Here is a 15,333-nt window from a genome sequence, read left to right as displayed (position 1 = left end):
GTTGCGCGTACGCGGCGACGAACGACGGCTGCCGTCCGCCCCTGGGGGGACGGACGGCAGCCGCGGGTTCCGACGGGGTGTCACTCCTCGTCGGCGGAGTCCTCCAGGGCCTTCAGCGCCGGGTCGAGGACGACGTCCTCGTCACGGGCCTGGGTGGTCGGCTCCTCCGGGAAGTGGCAGGCCGTCAGGTGGCCCTCACGGTTGCCGGAGATCTGGACGAGCGGCGGCTCCTCGGTGGCGCACTTGTCCTGCGCCTTCCAGCAGCGGGTGCGGAAGCGGCAGCCGGACGGCGGGGAGATCGGCGAGGGCACGTCGCCGGAGAGCCGGATGCGCTCCCGGTTCTCCGTCTCGTCGTCCATGGCCACCTCGGGCACGGCCGACAGCAGGGCGTGGGTGTAGGGGTGACGGGGACGGTTGTAGATCGACTCCCGGTCACCGACCTCCACGACCTTGCCGAGGTACATCACGGCCACGCGCTGCGAGAAGTGCCGGACCACCGCCAGGTCGTGCGCGATGAAGAGGAAGGCGATGCCCAGTTCGTCCTGGACCTTCTTCAGCAGGTTGACGACCTGCGCCTGGATCGACACGTCGAGCGCGGAGACCGGCTCGTCCGCCACGATCAGCTTCGGGTTCAGCGCGAGGGCGCGGGCGACGCCGATGCGCTGGCGCTGACCGCCGGAGAACTCGTGCGGGAAGCGGTTGTAGTGCTCGGGGTTGAGGCCGACGAGCTCGAGCAGCTCGCGGACCTTCTTCTCCCGGCCGCCCTCCGGGTTGATCCCGTTGATCTCCATCGGCGACTTGATGATGGTGCCGACGGTCTGCCGCGGGTTCAGCGAGGAGTACGGGTCCTGGAAGATCATCTGGATCTCGGACCGGACGGGCGCGAGCTGCCTGCGGGAGGCGTGGGTGATGTCGTGCCCCGCGTACTCGATCTTTCCGCCGGTCGGCTCCAGGAGCCGGGTGATGAGCCGGCCCGTGGTCGACTTGCCGCAGCCCGACTCACCCACCAGGCCGACGCTCTCGCCGACGCCGACGGTCAGGTCGACGTTGTCGACGGCCTGCACCGCGCCGACCTTCCGTTTGATCGGGAAGCCGCCGTAGATCGGGAAGTGCTTGGTCAGACCCTCCACCTTCAGCAGCGCCTCGGTCGAGGTGCCGGTGGAGCCCTGCTGTGCGGGGAGGGTGAGGTTGTCGCTCATGTCTCGGATCTCCCTAGCGCAGCCGGGGCTGGATCTTGTCGATGAAGATGGTCTGCTTCTGCTCCGCCGTCAGGTGGCACGCCGCGGCGCGGCCTTCGCCGAGCGGCGGCCGTTCCGTGCTGCAGCGGTTGCCCGACACCTCGCCCGTGAAGGCGCAGCGGGGGTGGAAGGGGCAGCCGGAGGGCGGGTTGAGCAGCGACGGCGGGGAGCCGGGGATCGGGGTGAGCTCCTCGTGGATGTCGCCGTCCAGGCGCGGCATCGAGCTGAGCAGGCCCCAGGTGTAGGGGTGCTTGGGGGTGCGCAGCACCTCCTTGACGCTGCCGCGCTCCACGGCCCGGCCCGCGTACATCACGAGCAGGTCGTCGGCCATGTTCGAGATGACGCCGAGGTCGTGGGTGATGAAGATGATCGCGGACCCGAACTCCTGCTGGAGGTCCTTGAGCAGGTCCAGGATCTGCGCCTGCACGGTCACGTCGAGCGCGGTGGTCGGCTCGTCGGCGATCAGCAGGTCGGGGTCGCACATCAGCGCCATGGCGATCATCGCGCGCTGGCGCATGCCGCCGGAGAACTGGTGCGGGTAGTCGTCGAAGCGCACCTTGGGCTGCGGGATGCCGACCTTCTCCAGCATCTGGATCGCCCGGTCCTTCGCCTCCTTCTTGGAGGCGCCGGTGTGCTTCATGAACGGCTCGGACAGCTGCCGGCCCACCGTGTAGTACGGGGACAGCGCGGTCAGCGGGTCCTGGAAGATCATCGCCATCTTGTTGCCGCGGAGCTGCTCCAGCTCCTTCTCCTCGGCGGTGACGAGTTCCTGGCCGTCCAGGACGATCTCACCCTGGATCGTCGACGTCCGCGGGTTGTGCAGGCCCAGGATCGTCAGGTTGGTGACGGACTTGCCGGAACCCGACTCGCCCACGATGCCCAGGGTCTTGCCGCGCTCGACGTCGAAGGAGAGGCCGTCGACCGCCTTGACGATGCCGTCCTCGGTGGAGAACTGCACCCGCAGGTCACGGACCGAGAGGAAGCTCTCGGGCCCGGTCGGGGCCGGGGCGTCCTCGGTCTTGGTCAGTGTGGTCACGGTGGTTCGTTCTTCCTAGGAGAGCCGGACGCGCGGGTCGATCCAGGCGTACGCGATGTCGACGAGGATGTTCAGGAGCAGGATGAAGAAGGCTCCGAACAGCATGACGCCCATCGTCAGCGGGAGGTCCTTGTTGACCGCTCCGTCGACGGCGAGGCGACCGATTCCCTGGAGGGAGAAGGTCAGTTCCGTGACCACGCCGCCGCCCAGCAGGGCACTGATGTCGATGCCCAGGATGGTGACGATCGGGATGAGGGAACCCCGCCAGGCGTAGCGGAAGAACACGTAGTTCCTCGACATGCCCTTGGCCCGGGCGGTGCGCACGTGCTCCTCGGCGAGCTGCTCGATCATCGAGGCGCGCGCCATACGCGTGTACTGCGCGGTGAAGATCGTGGCCATCACGACCATGGGGATGGACAGTCCGACGAGCCAGCCCACCGGGTCCTCGGTGAACGGGACGTACTTGGGGTCCTCCATCCAGCCGGTGCTGTAGACGAAGATCATCAGCGCGATCGGGCCCAGGAAGTAGATCTGGAAGGAGCTGAGCACCATGGACGCGCCGGTGGCCACCTTGTCCACCGCGGAGCCGCGCTTGTAGGCGGCCAGCATGCCCGTACCGAGACCGACGAACAGGAAGACGACGATCGAGCCGATGGTCAGCGACAGCGTGAGCGGGAAGCGGTCCATGATCGTGTCCCAGACGAAGTCGCCCGAGTAGAACGACTGGCCGAGGCACGGGGCCGCGCAGTGCCCGTCCGGGAAGTCGCGGCCGGCGACGATGCCGGACATGAACTCCCAGAACTGCTGGGCGATCGGCTGGTTCAGGCCGAGCGCTTCGCGGATGTCCTCCAGTCGCGCGGGCGAGCAGTCCTTGCCACAGGCCAGGGAGGCGTAATCGGAGGGCGCGGCGACGAAGAGGAAGAAGGTGGCGGCGCCGATGAGGAACAAGGTGACGACGGCACCGACCGAACGCCGGAGTATGAACTGAAGCATGGCGGGGAAGCTGCTCTCTGCGGAGGCGGTGGGCGGTTTCACGGAACCGCGGGAGTGCGCTCCGCCTGGTGCGCACTCCCGCGATCAGCCGTAGAGAGTTACGACTTCAGGAACAGACGGGTGACGTCGATGTAGCTCGACTCGGTGCTGTAGCGGGCACCGCCGATGTTCGAACCGTAGAGCTGGAACTGCTTCGTGTACCACAGCGGAGCGGCCGGGTTGACCTCTTCGAGGATGTAGCGGTGCGCTTCCTTCCAGGTCTTGTCGGCCTCGGTCGGCTCCTGGGTCAGGGCCTTCTTGATGAGCTCCTGGACCTTCGGGTCCTTCATGTGCGAGTAGTTCGGCGCACCGTCGGCGACCTGGTCACCGTCGTAGATCGGCGTGACGACCGTGCCCGGCGACGGCCAGTCCTGGCCCCAGCCGGTGATGTAGATGTCGTACGGGTTGTCGAGCTTGCCGATCTGCTCGTAGTAGCTCGCGGAGTCGATCTCCTTGGAGACGACGTCGATGCCGACCTTGCTCAGCGCGTCCTCGATGGCGACCTTGCGCTTCTGGCCCTGCTCGGTGTTGCCGTAGGCGAAGACGAGCTTCTTCTCGGCGGCCGGGACGTCCTTCAGGAGCTCCTTGGCCTTCTCGATGTCGCCCTGCGGCGCCTTCAGGCGGCCGTAGGGGTCGTAGTCCGCCTCGTAGCCCGGCAGGGTCGGGGCGAACAGGTTCGGGGCCACGTCGCCGCCGTACGCGCCGCCCTCACCGGCGATGAGCGACTTGGAGTTCACCGCGTAGGTGACGGCGTCGCGGACCTTCTTGTTCTTGACGCGGTCGAGGTTGAACGTCAGCTGCATGACGTAGGGCTGGTAGCCCTTGATCGTGCGCTTGTTGACCGCCGGGTCGCCGATGACGTCCTGGATCTGGGTCGAGTCGACGCTGCCGGTGAACTGGATGGCGCTCTTCGACGCGCCCTGGTCGGCGATCAGACGCTTGGTCTGGGTCGACTCGGTCACGCCGAAGTCGAAGTTCCAGCCGTCCACGTACTGGTGGCGCACGGAGTCGGTCTTCGGGTCCCACTGGTCGTTCTTGACCAGCTTGAGGGTCTTGCCGACCTTGTACTCGGCGATCTTGTACGGGCCGGTGGCGACCGGGGCCTTGTCGTACTTCTCCTTCGTGTCGGACTCCTCCGGCACGACGGAGTAGCCCGGCATGGCGAGCGTCTGGGGGAGGTCCGGACGCGGGGTGTCGAAGTGGAAGATGACGGTCTTGTCGTCCGGGGTCTCCAGGACCGAGTCCGGCAGGTGCTTCTTGCCGAAGCCGCCGTCCGGCAGCGCCTTGCGGTAGTCCGGGCCGCTCAGCCAGGTCTGCAGGTAGGTCGGGCCGTCGAAGATGAACTTGGCGTACAGGCGCTCGACGGAGTGGCGGACGTCGGCGGAGGTGATCTCCTTGCCGTTCTGGTCCTTGATGCCGTCCTTGAGCGTGAACGTCCAGGTCTTGCCGCCGTCGGAGGACTTGCCGGAGTCGGTGGCGAGGTCACCGACGACCGAGACGTTGCCCTTGCCGTCCTCCTCGAAGTTGGTCAGGCCGCGGAACAGCAGGTTGGCGACCTGGCCGGCGTCGGAGACGTAGATCTGGCCCGGGTCGAGGTGGGACAGGCCCGCCTCCTGGTAGACCTGGATGGTGCCGCCGCTCTTGGCGCCGGGCACCTCCTCGGCGGGGCCGGCCGACGCCGCGGCGTCGGCGTAGGTCACCGCCTTGGACTGGGTGGACGCCTCCTTCTGGTCCTTCTTGGAGTCCTTGCCCGAGCTGCCGCCCTCGTTCTTGGAGCAAGCGGTGAGCGCGAGGGAGCCGGCCGCGAGGGCGACCACGATGGCACGCGCTCTGCGCGAGGTCTGCGACTTCATGATGGTGTTTGCACCTACCTGTCGGTTGTTATCCATGAGTACTGCCTGACGCGGCTGGTAGGCCGACGCGGGGGCGGCAGTCACCCCCCACCAATGGACGGTTCAGCGCCCGGACTTGGGGTCGAAGGCATCCCGTACCGAGTCTCCGAGGAGGTTGAAGCACAGGATGAAGATCACCAGCGCCACGCCCGGGAAGAACATGAACGCCGGGTCCTGCTCGGCGTACCTGGCGCCGGCGGCGAACAGCCGTCCCCAGTCGGGGGTCGGCTCGACGAAGCCGACACCGGCGAAGGACAGGAACGCGATGGTGAGGATGGTGCTCGGCAGCATGTACGTGAACTGCACCAGGATCGGCGAGACGACGTTCGGCAGGATCTCCTTGCGGACGATCCGCCAGGGCGACGCGCCGGCGACCTTGGCCGCCTCCACGAACTCGCGTTCACGCAGGGACAGTACAGTCGAGCGGACGAGTCGGGCCATACCCATCCAGCCCAGCACCCAGAGCACGATCAGGATCGCCACCGCCCGCAGGTAGGTGGGCGTCTCCTCCCGCGGGTCCACGAAGAACGCGGTCACCACGGGCATGAAGGCGATGAAGAACAGCTGGCTGGGGAAGGACAGGAAGAAGTCGGTGACGCGGCCGATCCAGTAGTCGGTCTTGCCGCCGAAGTAGCCGCCGACCAGACCGATGACGACACCGGTGAGGACCACGAGGACGGTCACGCCCAGCGCCATGAACAGCGAGGTGCGCATGCCGTACAGCAGCATGGCGAACAGGTCGCGGCCGTACTGCGGCTCGACGCCGAACCAGTGGTCACCGGAGACACCGCCGAGGTAGCCGAGCGGCAGACCGAAGTCGTCCAGCACCGGCTTGTCCGCGTACGTGGGGTCCTGTCCGTACAGCGTGTACGGGTCGGTCCCGCTGATGGAGGTGAGCACCGGAGCCAGCAGGGACATCACGAAGTAGAAAATCACTACCCCGGCGCAGATCATGCCGGTACGGTCACGCCTGAAGCGCTGCCACATCAGCTGGCCCGGGGAACGACCTTCGAGCTTCTTCGGCTCGGCGGCCCTCGCTGGTCGCCTCCAGCTCAGGTTCCAAGGCGACCGTGGAGCCGGGACCCTCGGCCTTGGTTGGACTGGTCATGTGTGTTCTTCCCCCGGGATGGAGAGTTGAGCGCAGCACAGATACCGGCAGGTTCTGTGGTTTGGGGGAACTTTCGCCAAGACCATCAACGCGCGTCAAGGGCGGAAGACATAGGGATCTCCCTACCGTCCATATTTTGAGCGAAAATTGCAAAGATTGACACCTGCGCGCGCTTGACACCTATTACGAGAAACAGGCAAAACGGTCATACGGAAGTATTTTTTCGTTTACATGTCCGAAACCTGTTGGTGTGATCACCGGTATCCGAACAGCTCCTCGCGCTCCTCAGGGGCCCCACGGGCAGCACCGGAGCCGGCCGCCCGCCCGGCGGGCCGTCGGCAGGACCCCGGGTCCGGCCGGGGCCCCGCGGGCCCGGGAAGCCCCCGGGGCCCACGGCTCCCGCGCACGGGAAGGCGGTCCTGTCGACGGCCCCGTACCATGGGGTGAGGCCGTGGCGTGTTCAGCCCGGCAGGGCCCGCGCACCGCAGACGTCTGCGCAGGGCATCCTTCACCACCTCCGGGAGTACGCCTTATATGGCCACGCGCCACGACATCCGCAACGTCGCCATCGTCGCCCACGTCGACCACGGCAAGACCACCATCGTCGACGGCATGCTCAAGCAGGCCGGCGCCTTCGCGGCCCACCAGCTCGACTCCGTCGACGACCGCATGATGGACTCGAACGACCTGGAGCGTGAGAAGGGCATCACGATCCTCGCCAAGAACACGGCGGTGAAGTACCACCCCAAGGACGGCGGGGACCCGATCACCATCAACATCATCGACACCCCCGGCCACGCCGACTTCGGTGGTGAGGTCGAGCGCGGTCTGTCGATGGTCGACGGTGTGGTGCTGCTGGTGGACGCCTCCGAGGGCCCGCTGCCGCAGACCCGTTTCGTGCTGCGCAAGGCGCTCCAGCAGCGGCTGCCGATCATCCTGTGCATCAACAAGACGGACCGGCCGGACTCCCGCATCGACGAGGTCGTCAACGAGACCTACGACCTCTTCCTCGACCTGGACGCCGACGAGGAGCAGATCGAGTTCCCGATCGTCTACGCCTGCGGCCGTGACGGCATCGCCTCCCTGACCAAGCCGGAGGACGGCACGGTCCCGGCCGACTCCGACTCGCTGGAGCCGTTCTTCTCCACGATCCTGGAGCACATCCCGGCCCCCACCTACGACGAGGGCGCCCCGCTCCAGGCCCACGTCACCAACCTCGACGCCGACAACTTCCTCGGCCGCATCGCCCTGCTGCGCGTCCACCAGGGCGAGCTGAAGAAGGGGCAGACGGTCGCCTGGATGAAGCGCGACGGCTCGGTCTCCAACGTCCGCATCTCCGAGCTGATGATGACCGAGGCGCTCACCCGCAAGCCCGCCGAGAAGGCCGGCCCCGGTGACATCTGCGCCGTCGCCGGCATCCCGGACATCATGATCGGCGAGACCCTGGCCGACACGGAGAACCCCGTCCCGCTGCCGCTGATCACGGTGGACGAGCCGGCGATCTCCATGACCATCGGCACCAACACCTCCCCGCTGGTCGGCCGCGGCGGCACCGGCAAGGGCGCCGACAACAAGGCGGCCGTGAAGGACCGCAAGGTCACCGCCCGCCAGGTCAAGGACCGCCTGGACCGCGAGCTGATCGGCAACGTCTCGCTGCGCGTCCTGGAGACCGACCGCCCCGACGCCTGGGAGGTGCAGGGCCGCGGCGAGCTGGCGCTGGCCATCCTGGTGGAGACCATGCGCCGGGAGGGCTACGAACTCACCGTCGGCAAGCCGCAGGTGGTCACCAAGGAGGTCGACGGCAAGGTCTACGAGCCGGTCGAGCGCATGACCATCGACGTCCCCGAGGAGCACATGGGCGCGGTCACCCAGCTCATGGGCGTCCGCAAGGGCCGGATGGACAACATGTCCAACCACGGCTCGGGCTGGGTGCGCATGGAGTTCGTGGTGCCCTCCCGCGGTCTGATCGGCTTCCGCACGGAGTTCCTGACCCAGACCCGCGGCACCGGCATCGCCCACTCCATCCACGAGGGCCACGAGCCCTGGTTCGGCACGCTCACCACCCGGAACAACGGCTCCCTGGTCGCCGACCGCGCCGGTGCGGTCACCGCGTTCGCGATGACCAACCTCCAGGAGCGCGGCGTGCTGTTCGTCGAGCCCGGCACCGAGGTGTACGAGGGCATGATCGTCGGTGAGAACTCCCGCTCCGACGACATGGACGTCAACATCACCAAGGAGAAGAAGCTCACCAACATGCGGTCGTCCACGGCCGACGTGGCCGAGTCGATCGTGCCGCCGCGCAAGCTGTCGCTGGAGCAGTCCCTGGAGTTCTGCCGCGACGACGAGTGCGTCGAGGTGACCCCGGAGGCGGTCCGCATCCGCAAGGTGAACCTGGACGCCCGCGAGCGCGCCCGCGCCGCGAGCCGCGCCAAGCACGGCTGATCCCGGCACACGCCGGCAGCGACAGGAACGGCACGCCCCGCTCGGGGCGTGCCGTTCCGCGCGTGCGGGGGCCGCGCTCCCTGGCCGTCAGTCCCCGGACGACGGCCCGGCGCTCTTCTCCCCGCCCGGGGTTCCCCCGGTCCCCTGGGTCCCCGTCGGCCCCTGTGTGCTCTTCTTCAGGAAGCCGATGTCCTCGTACACCGGCGTGCGGAAGCCGAAGGCGCCGGCGTTGACCAGGTCCTTGCGGGCCGCGGTGAGCTGGGGGCGCTGGTAGAGGGGGATGGAGCCGGCCGCCGCCCAGATGCGGGCGTCGGCCTTGCGGATCAGGGCGCGGCGCTCGGAGTCGTCGAGCGTGGCGACGGCCTGGTCGAAGAGCTGGTCGACCTGGTCCGTGCCGACGCGGGTGTAGTTCTGCTCGACGTTCAGCGAGCCGTCCGCGGCCGGGACGGGCTTGGCGTAGACGGGGCGGGCGTCGGTGGCGGGGAAGGCGGTCGCGGGCCACGAGTACAGGGCGAGGTCGTACGCGCCGGAGGCGATGTGGTCCTTGAAGTAGCTCTCGTCGTCGACCCGGGAGATCTCCGTGCGGACACCGATCCGCTCCAGCATCCTCGAGATCCGGTCGGCCACGGTGCGCAGGGTGTCCGAGCCGGGGCCCGAGGGCAGCACGAAGCGGAGGGTGAGCGCCTTGCCGTTCCTGGCGACCGGGGCGGCACCGGCCCCGGCGGGGGCGGCGGTGCCCTCGGGGGCGTAGGCGCCGGGGGCGGCGCCCCGCTTCAGGTGCGCGGTGCCGTCCTGGGCGAGGTGGTCCGCACGGCTCCCGGCGCCGGAGTCGCGCGGCGCCTTGTTGTCGCCGCCGTCCTCGCCGTCGCCGCTGCCGCTGTCCTTGTCGCCGTCCCTGTCCTTGCCGTCGTTCCCGCCGACGATGTACGCCCCGTCGTCGCCGCCCTCCGACTCGCTCCCGGTGTCCTGGTCGGACGCGCCGTCCTTGTCCTTCTCCGCGCCGGTCGCCTTCTCCCCCTTCTTCTCCTCCTTGACCGGCCCGCCCGGCACCCACCCGGCGTCCGTCAGCAGCGCCCGCGCCTCCTTGACGTCCTGACGGCCGAGGGCGCCGCTGTTGTCGGCGTAGGCGGCCTGGCCGGACAGCGCCAGGTGGCTGCCGACCGGCTCGGCGGGCAGACCGAGCGGCTTCAGCACCGTCTCGGCCAGCTCCTTGCGGTCCAGGGCGCGGGCCACGGCACGGCGGACCCGCTCGTCGGCGAGGGGACCGTCGGCGCCGTTGAGGGCGAGCTGGGTGTAGGCCGGCTCCAGTGACTTGCGCACCTCGAAGCCGCTGAGGGCCTTCTGCCGGCGTGCGTACGCGGCGGCCTTCCTCTCCCGCTTCGCGCGGGCGGCGTCCTCCTCCTCGGCGGCCTTCTCGTCGGAGCCGCCGGCGCTCGCCCGGGAGCGGGGCTCGTCCGCGGTGGACCGGCCGGTGCCGGGACCCGTGAGGGCGGTGCCCGTGCTCCGCGGACCGGTGGCGAGGGTGATGCGGCGGGCGGTGGCCGGGTCGATCTCGGCCAGGTCCACGGTGCCGGCGGCGAGCGCGGAGACCCGCTCGTCGCGGGGCACGGCGCGCAGCACGATCCTCGAGAGCCTGGCGGGGTCGCCCCACCAGCGCGCGTTGCGGGTGAGGGTGACCTCGTCCTTCCTGCCGTCGACCTTCTTCACCGTGAAGGGGCCGGCGGTGACCTTCAGCTTCTTGCGGGCCCCGTCGTTGAAGGAGTCCGGGGTACCCATGACGTCCTTCGGGTACAGCGGGGTGAACAGCGACCTCCAGTCGGCGTAGGGACGGCTGAAGGTGACCTTGACCTCCAGGTTCCCCTTGCCGCGCTCGACCTTCTCGACGCGGTCGTAGCCGGCGTTGCGGGCGGTCCAGTAGGCGGTGTCCTTCCCCGACAGGGCGCGCCACTGGGCGGCGAAGTCGGCGGCGCCGATCTCGCGTCCGTCGCTCCAGACGGCCTGCTGGTTGAGCCTGTAGACGACGACCTGCTTGGGCTCGGTCGCGACGACCTCGGCGGACTCCAGGTAGTCCGGATTGCGCACCGGCCGCCCCCGGGCGTCCATCCGGAACATCGACGGCAGGACGGCCTGCGTGATCCGGGTGGTGGTGGCGTCGGCGTCCGACTGGAAGGTGTTCAGGGTGTCCGGGACCGTGTCCACGGCCCAGCGCAGGGTGCCCCCGTCGGCGATCTCCGCGCGGCCCGCGGGCTCGATGTCCTGCCCGGCGAGGGGCTTGCCCGCCGGGTCCTCGGAGCCGCATCCGGCCAGCGCGGGCACCGCGAGCGCGCCCGCCGTGAGGAAGGCGACCGAGCGCATGACCGCGCGCGGGCCGATGCCGTCATGGGACATCTCTGGTTACCTCCGGAAGCCGCGGGCGTTACGATCACTTTTGGTGGTATTTGGAGCTCATCCGATGTATGCGGCCACTGAAAAGGAAAGAGTTCGGCAGCCGGGGGCGACACGACGGCCACGGGCGGCAAGCCCACCCGTGCGGCGCAAAGCACCCGGCGGTGCACCCCCTGCGCCTCGGCCAATCGATGCACATCCCTTCACAGCACAAGGTGTGACGCGCAACACTCTCAGGCGCATGAACGTTGCCGCCTTGGGCCTGAAGGACCCGTGGAAGTGAGGGCAAGTCATGTCCGTGCACGACGAACTGACAACGGTCCAGCGCTGCCTCGACGACCTGATCCGGTCCGTGGGACGCCTGGAGAAGCAGCTCGGCAGCGGTGGCCTGGAGATGCGCCGCGTCCGCGCCGACAGCAACCACCTGCGTGAGAGCGTCGCGCTGCTGCGGGAGGCGGCCGCCTCGCCGGCCGCCGCGCAGAAGCGGCCCGACCTCGTCACCATCTCCGACACGCCGTACGACCCCTCACTGTGGGTGGACACGGACGACGAGGGGCTCGGCGCCCGCGACCGTCGCGCCCCCTGACCCCCGACCCCGACCGGAGTGGATCCCGTGGCCACAGGTACGGAACCCCCTGCCACCGAACCCCGTCCCCGCGGCGGCGTCACGGCGGGCACGCGCGCCGCGATCGCCGCCCCGCACCTGCGGAGCGACCGCTGGTGGCTGGCCCCGGCCGCCACCGCGGCCGGTCTGCTCGCCTTCGTCGTCTACTCGACCTGGCGGGCCTTCGCGAACGCCGACTACTACGCGGCACCGTACGTCTCGCCGTTCTACTCGCCCTGCCTGGCGGAGAACTGCGAGCCGATGAAGGCCGGACCGAACTGGGAGATCTTCGGCAGCTGGTGGGGCATCTCACCGGCGGTCATCATCCTGATCTTCCCGCTCGGCTTCCGCCTGACCTGCTACTACTACCGCAAGGCCTACTACCGGGGCTTCTGGGCGTCCCCGCCGGCCTGCGCGGTGGCCGAGCCGCACCGGAAGTACACCGGCGAGACCCGCTTCCCGCTGATCCTGCAGAACCTCCACCGGTACTTCTTCTACGCGGCCCTCCCGGTCGCCGCCATCCTGACCTACGACACCGTGCTCGCCTTCCGCGACGAGCACTACGACTGGGGCCACATGGGCCTGGGCACCCTGGTGTTCCTGGTCAACATCGTGCTGATCTGGGCGTACACCCTCTCCTGCCACTCCTGCCGGCACATCGTCGGCGGGAAGCTCAAGCACTTCTCCCGGCATCCGGTGCGCTACCGGATGTGGCGGTGGGTGGGCCGGCTGAACGCCCGGCACATGCAGCTCGCCTGGGCGTCGCTGCTGAGCGTGGCGCTCGCCGACCTCTACGTGTACCTCGTCGCGTCCGGCGTCTTCGACGATCCGCGCTTCTTCTGATGTGTTCCGTGATGAGTTTCGATGACTGGGGCCTTGTGAGATGACCGTGGTCGACCGGCAGGAATGGGACGTCGTCGTGGTCGGCGCGGGCGGCGCCGGACTGCGTGCCGCCATCGAGGCGCGCGAGCGGGGCGCCCGCACGGCCGTGATCTGCAAGTCGCTGTTCGGCAAGGCGCACACGGTGATGGCCGAGGGCGGCATCGCCGCGGCGATGGGCAACGTCAACGCCGGGGACAACTGGCAGGTCCACTTCCGCGACACCATGCGCGGCGGGAAGTTCCTCAACCAGTGGCGGATGGCCGAGCTGCACGCCCGGGAGGCGCCGCAGCGGGTGTGGGAGCTGGAGACCTGGGGCGCGCTGTTCGACCGGACCGAGGACGGCCGGATCTCGCAGCGCAACTTCGGCGGCCACGAGTACCCGCGCCTCGCGCACGTCGGCGACCGCACCGGCCTGGAGCTGATCCGCACCCTCCAGCAGAAGATCGTCGCGCTCCAGCAGGAGGACTTCCGCCTGACCGGGGACTACGAGTCCCGGCTGAAGGTCCTCCAGGAGTGCACCGTCACCCGCGTGCTCAAGGACGGGGAGCAGGTGTCGGGGGTCTTCGGCTACGCGCGGGAGTCCGGGCGCTTCTTCGTGCTGGAGGCGCCCGCCGTGGTGATCGCGACCGGCGGCATCGGCAAGTCGTTCAAGGTGACGTCGAACTCCTGGGAGTACACCGGCGACGGCCACGCGCTGGCGCTGCTGGCCGGGGCCCCGCTGCTGAACATGGAGTTCGTGCAGTTCCACCCGACCGGGATGGTCTGGCCGCCGTCGGTGAAGGGGATCCTGGTCACCGAGTCGGTGCGCGGCGACGGCGGGGTGCTGCGCAACTCCGAGGGCGAGCGGTTCATGTTCGACTACGTCCCGGACGTCTTCAAGGAGAAGTACGCCGAGTCCGAGGAGGAGGGCGACCGCTGGTACGACGACCCGGACCACAACCGGCGCCCGCCCGAGCTGCTCCCCCGCGACGAGGTGGCCCGCGCGATCAACGCCGAGGTGAAGGCGGGGCGCGGCTCCCCGCACGGCGGGGTCTTCCTGGACGTGTCCACGCGGATGCCGGCCGAGGTGATCAAGCGGCGGCTGCCGTCGATGTACCACCAGTTCAAGGAGCTGGCGGACGTCGACATCACCGCGGAGCCGATGGAGGTCGGGCCCACCTGCCACTACGTGATGGGCGGCGTCGCCGTCGACTCCGACTCGGCGGCGGCACGCGGGGTGCCGGGGCTCTTCGCCGCCGGTGAGGTGGCCGGCGGGATGCACGGCTCCAACCGGCTGGGCGGGAACTCCCTGTCCGACCTGCTGGTGTTCGGGCGCCGGGCGGGCCGGCACGCGGCCGAGTACGCGGGCGGACGGCACGCCGCGCGGCCCCGGGTGGACGACGCCCAGATCGACGCCGCCGCCGCGGAGGCGCTGCGGCCGTTCTCGGCGGGGGGCGGGGAACCGGCCGAGGGACCGCCGGAGAACCCGTACACCCTGCACCAGGAACTCCAGCAGACGATGAACGACCTGGTCGGCATCATCCGCCGCGAGGCGGAAATGAAGCAGGCGCTGGAGAAGCTGGACGAGCTGCGGGCGCGGGCGCGCCGGGCCGGGGTCGAGGGGCACCGGCAGTTCAATCCCGGCTGGCACCTCGCCCTCGACCTCAGGAACATGCTGCTGGTCAGCGAGTGCGTGGCGCGGGCCGCGCTGGAGCGCACCGAGTCGCGCGGCGGGCACACCCGCGAGGACTACGCGGCGATGGACCGCGCGTGGCGCAACGTCAACCTGCTGTGCTCCCTCACCGACCCCACGGGCGCCCTCGCGGCCGCCGACCCGGCGCGCGGCCGGATCACCCTGACCCGCGAGACCACCGAGCCCATCCGTCCCGACCTGCTCGCCCTCTTCGAGAAGGAGGAGCTGGTCAAGTACCTCGCCGAAGAGGAGCTGTACGAGTGAGCAGCTACGAGGCCCGCTTCAAGGTGTGGCGCGGGGACGCCGGGGGCGGCGGTCTGGAGGACTTCGCGGTCGAGGTGAACGACGGCGAGGTGGTCCTCGACATCATCCACCGCCTCCAGGCCACCCAGGCCCCCGACCTCGCCGTGCGCTGGAACTGCAAGGCCGGCAAGTGCGGCTCGTGCTCGGCGGAGGTCAACGGCCGTCCCCGGCTGCTGTGCATGACCCGGATGTCGGTCTTCGGCCGGGACGAGACGATCACCGTGACCCCGCTGCGGGCCTTCCCGGTGATCCGCGACCTGGTGACGGACGTCGGCTTCAACTACGCCAAGGCCCGCGAGGTCCCGGCCTTCGTGCCGCCCGAGGGGCTCGGTCCGGGCGAGTACCGGATGATGCAGGAGGACGTGGACCGCTCGCAGGAGTTCCGCAAGTGCATCGAGTGCTTCCTGTGCCAGGACACCTGCCACGTGGTCCGCGACCACGAGGAGAACAAGCAGGCGTTCGCGGGGCCGCGGTTCCTGATGCGGGTGGCGGAGCTGGACATGCACCCGCTGGACGCGGCCGAGGAGGCCGGCCTGGACCGCAGGCGCACGGCCCAGGACGAGCACGGCCTCGGCTACTGCAACATCACCAAGTGCTGCACGGAGGTCTGCCCCGAGGGGATCAGGATCACCGACAACGCGCTGATCCCGCTGAAGGAGCGGGCGGTCGACCGGAAGTACGACCCGCTGGTGTGGCTGGGCTCGAAGATCAGGAGGCGCTCCTCGGCGGGCTGAGCGCC

The 15,333-nt window shown here is 69.3% G+C and carries 10 protein-coding genes and 1 pseudogene; 5 read left to right on the top strand and 6 right to left on the bottom strand.

Annotated features, from left to right (window positions below):
* Positions 1-80: 80 nt before the first annotated feature.
* The 5 genes and pseudogenes from GL259_RS25260 to GL259_RS25240 form a co-directional block, all read right to left on the bottom strand.
* Positions 81-1,199, bottom strand: coding sequence for a dipeptide ABC transporter ATP-binding protein (locus tag GL259_RS25260; RefSeq protein WP_159535615.1), 1,119 nt, complete (start codon positions 1,197-1,199; stop codon positions 81-83).
* A gap of 13 nt (positions 1,200-1,212) precedes the next feature.
* Complete coding sequence (locus GL259_RS25255) at positions 1,213-2,274, bottom strand: ABC transporter ATP-binding protein (RefSeq protein ID WP_159535614.1); 1,062 nt, start codon at positions 2,272-2,274, stop codon at positions 1,213-1,215.
* 15 nt (positions 2,275-2,289) lie between these two features.
* Entirely contained in the window at positions 2,290-3,267 is a 978-nt protein-coding gene (locus tag GL259_RS25250) for an ABC transporter permease (protein WP_159535613.1), read from the bottom strand.
* A gap of 98 nt (positions 3,268-3,365) precedes the next feature.
* Positions 3,366-5,159, bottom strand: coding sequence for an ABC transporter substrate-binding protein (locus tag GL259_RS25245; protein WP_208026518.1), 1,794 nt, complete (start codon positions 5,157-5,159; stop codon positions 3,366-3,368).
* 102 nt (positions 5,160-5,261) lie between these two features.
* A pseudogene (locus GL259_RS25240) lies at positions 5,262-6,306 on the bottom strand (ABC transporter permease).
* A gap of 534 nt (positions 6,307-6,840) precedes the next feature.
* Between GL259_RS25240 and typA the strand changes: the two are divergent.
* A complete protein-coding gene (typA, locus tag GL259_RS25235; RefSeq protein ID WP_159535611.1) occupies positions 6,841-8,748 on the top strand; it encodes a translational GTPase TypA in 1,908 nt (635 codons plus the stop codon).
* Positions 8,749-8,835: 87 nt separating this feature from the next.
* Here typA and GL259_RS25230 read toward each other — a convergent pair whose 3' ends face one another.
* The gene (locus GL259_RS25230) at positions 8,836-11,136 is read right to left on the bottom strand and encodes an ABC transporter family substrate-binding protein (RefSeq protein ID WP_159535610.1); all 2,301 of its coding nucleotides are present in this window, start codon (positions 11,134-11,136) and stop codon (positions 8,836-8,838) included.
* Between the two features lie 289 nt (positions 11,137-11,425).
* Here GL259_RS25230 and GL259_RS25225 point away from each other — a divergent pair, with 289 nt between their 5' ends.
* The 4 genes from GL259_RS25225 to GL259_RS25210 are packed head-to-tail and all read left to right on the top strand — an operon-like array spanning position 11,426 to position 15,328.
* The gene (locus tag GL259_RS25225; RefSeq protein ID WP_159535609.1) at positions 11,426-11,719 is read left to right on the top strand and encodes a hypothetical protein; all 294 of its coding nucleotides are present in this window, start codon (positions 11,426-11,428) and stop codon (positions 11,717-11,719) included.
* Positions 11,720-11,746: 27 nt separating this feature from the next.
* Positions 11,747-12,580, top strand: coding sequence for a hypothetical protein (locus GL259_RS25220; protein WP_159535608.1), 834 nt, complete (start codon positions 11,747-11,749; stop codon positions 12,578-12,580).
* A gap of 40 nt (positions 12,581-12,620) precedes the next feature.
* The gene (locus GL259_RS25215; protein ID WP_159535607.1) at positions 12,621-14,555 is read left to right on the top strand and encodes a fumarate reductase/succinate dehydrogenase flavoprotein subunit; all 1,935 of its coding nucleotides are present in this window, start codon (positions 12,621-12,623) and stop codon (positions 14,553-14,555) included.
* On the top strand, positions 14,552-15,328 hold the full coding sequence (locus tag GL259_RS25210) for a succinate dehydrogenase/fumarate reductase iron-sulfur subunit (protein ID WP_159535606.1): 777 nt from the start codon (positions 14,552-14,554) through the stop codon (positions 15,326-15,328). Before GL259_RS25215 ends, GL259_RS25210 begins: the two co-directional genes overlap by 4 nt.
* Positions 15,329-15,333 lie beyond the last annotated feature (5 nt).

It is taken from the genome of Streptomyces sp. Tu 3180, assembly GCF_009852415.1.
Taxonomy (GTDB): Bacteria; Actinomycetota; Actinomycetes; order Streptomycetales; family Streptomycetaceae; genus Streptomyces.
This window is presented reverse-complemented; position numbering and strand designations above follow the sequence as displayed.

Bases quoted from the DNA above. Each gene is read 5' to 3' on its own strand.
- GL259_RS25260 (WP_159535615.1), bottom strand. From the start codon at position 1,199: ATGAGCGACAACCTCACCCTCCCCGCACAGCAGGGCTCCACCGGCACC.
- GL259_RS25250 (WP_159535613.1), bottom strand. From the start codon at position 3,267: ATGCTTCAGTTCATACTCCGGCGTTCGGTCGGTGCCGTCGTCACCTTG.
- GL259_RS25245 (WP_208026518.1), bottom strand. From the start codon at position 5,159: ATGAAGTCGCAGACCTCGCGCAGAGCGCGTGCCATCGTGGTCGCCCTC.
- typA (WP_159535611.1), top strand. From the start codon at position 6,841: ATGGCCACGCGCCACGACATCCGCAACGTCGCCATCGTCGCCCACGTC.
- GL259_RS25230 (WP_159535610.1), bottom strand. From the start codon at position 11,136: ATGTCCCATGACGGCATCGGCCCGCGCGCGGTCATGCGCTCGGTCGCC.
- GL259_RS25225 (WP_159535609.1), top strand. From the start codon at position 11,426: ATGTCCGTGCACGACGAACTGACAACGGTCCAGCGCTGCCTCGACGAC.
- GL259_RS25215 (WP_159535607.1), top strand. From the start codon at position 12,621: ATGACCGTGGTCGACCGGCAGGAATGGGACGTCGTCGTGGTCGGCGCG.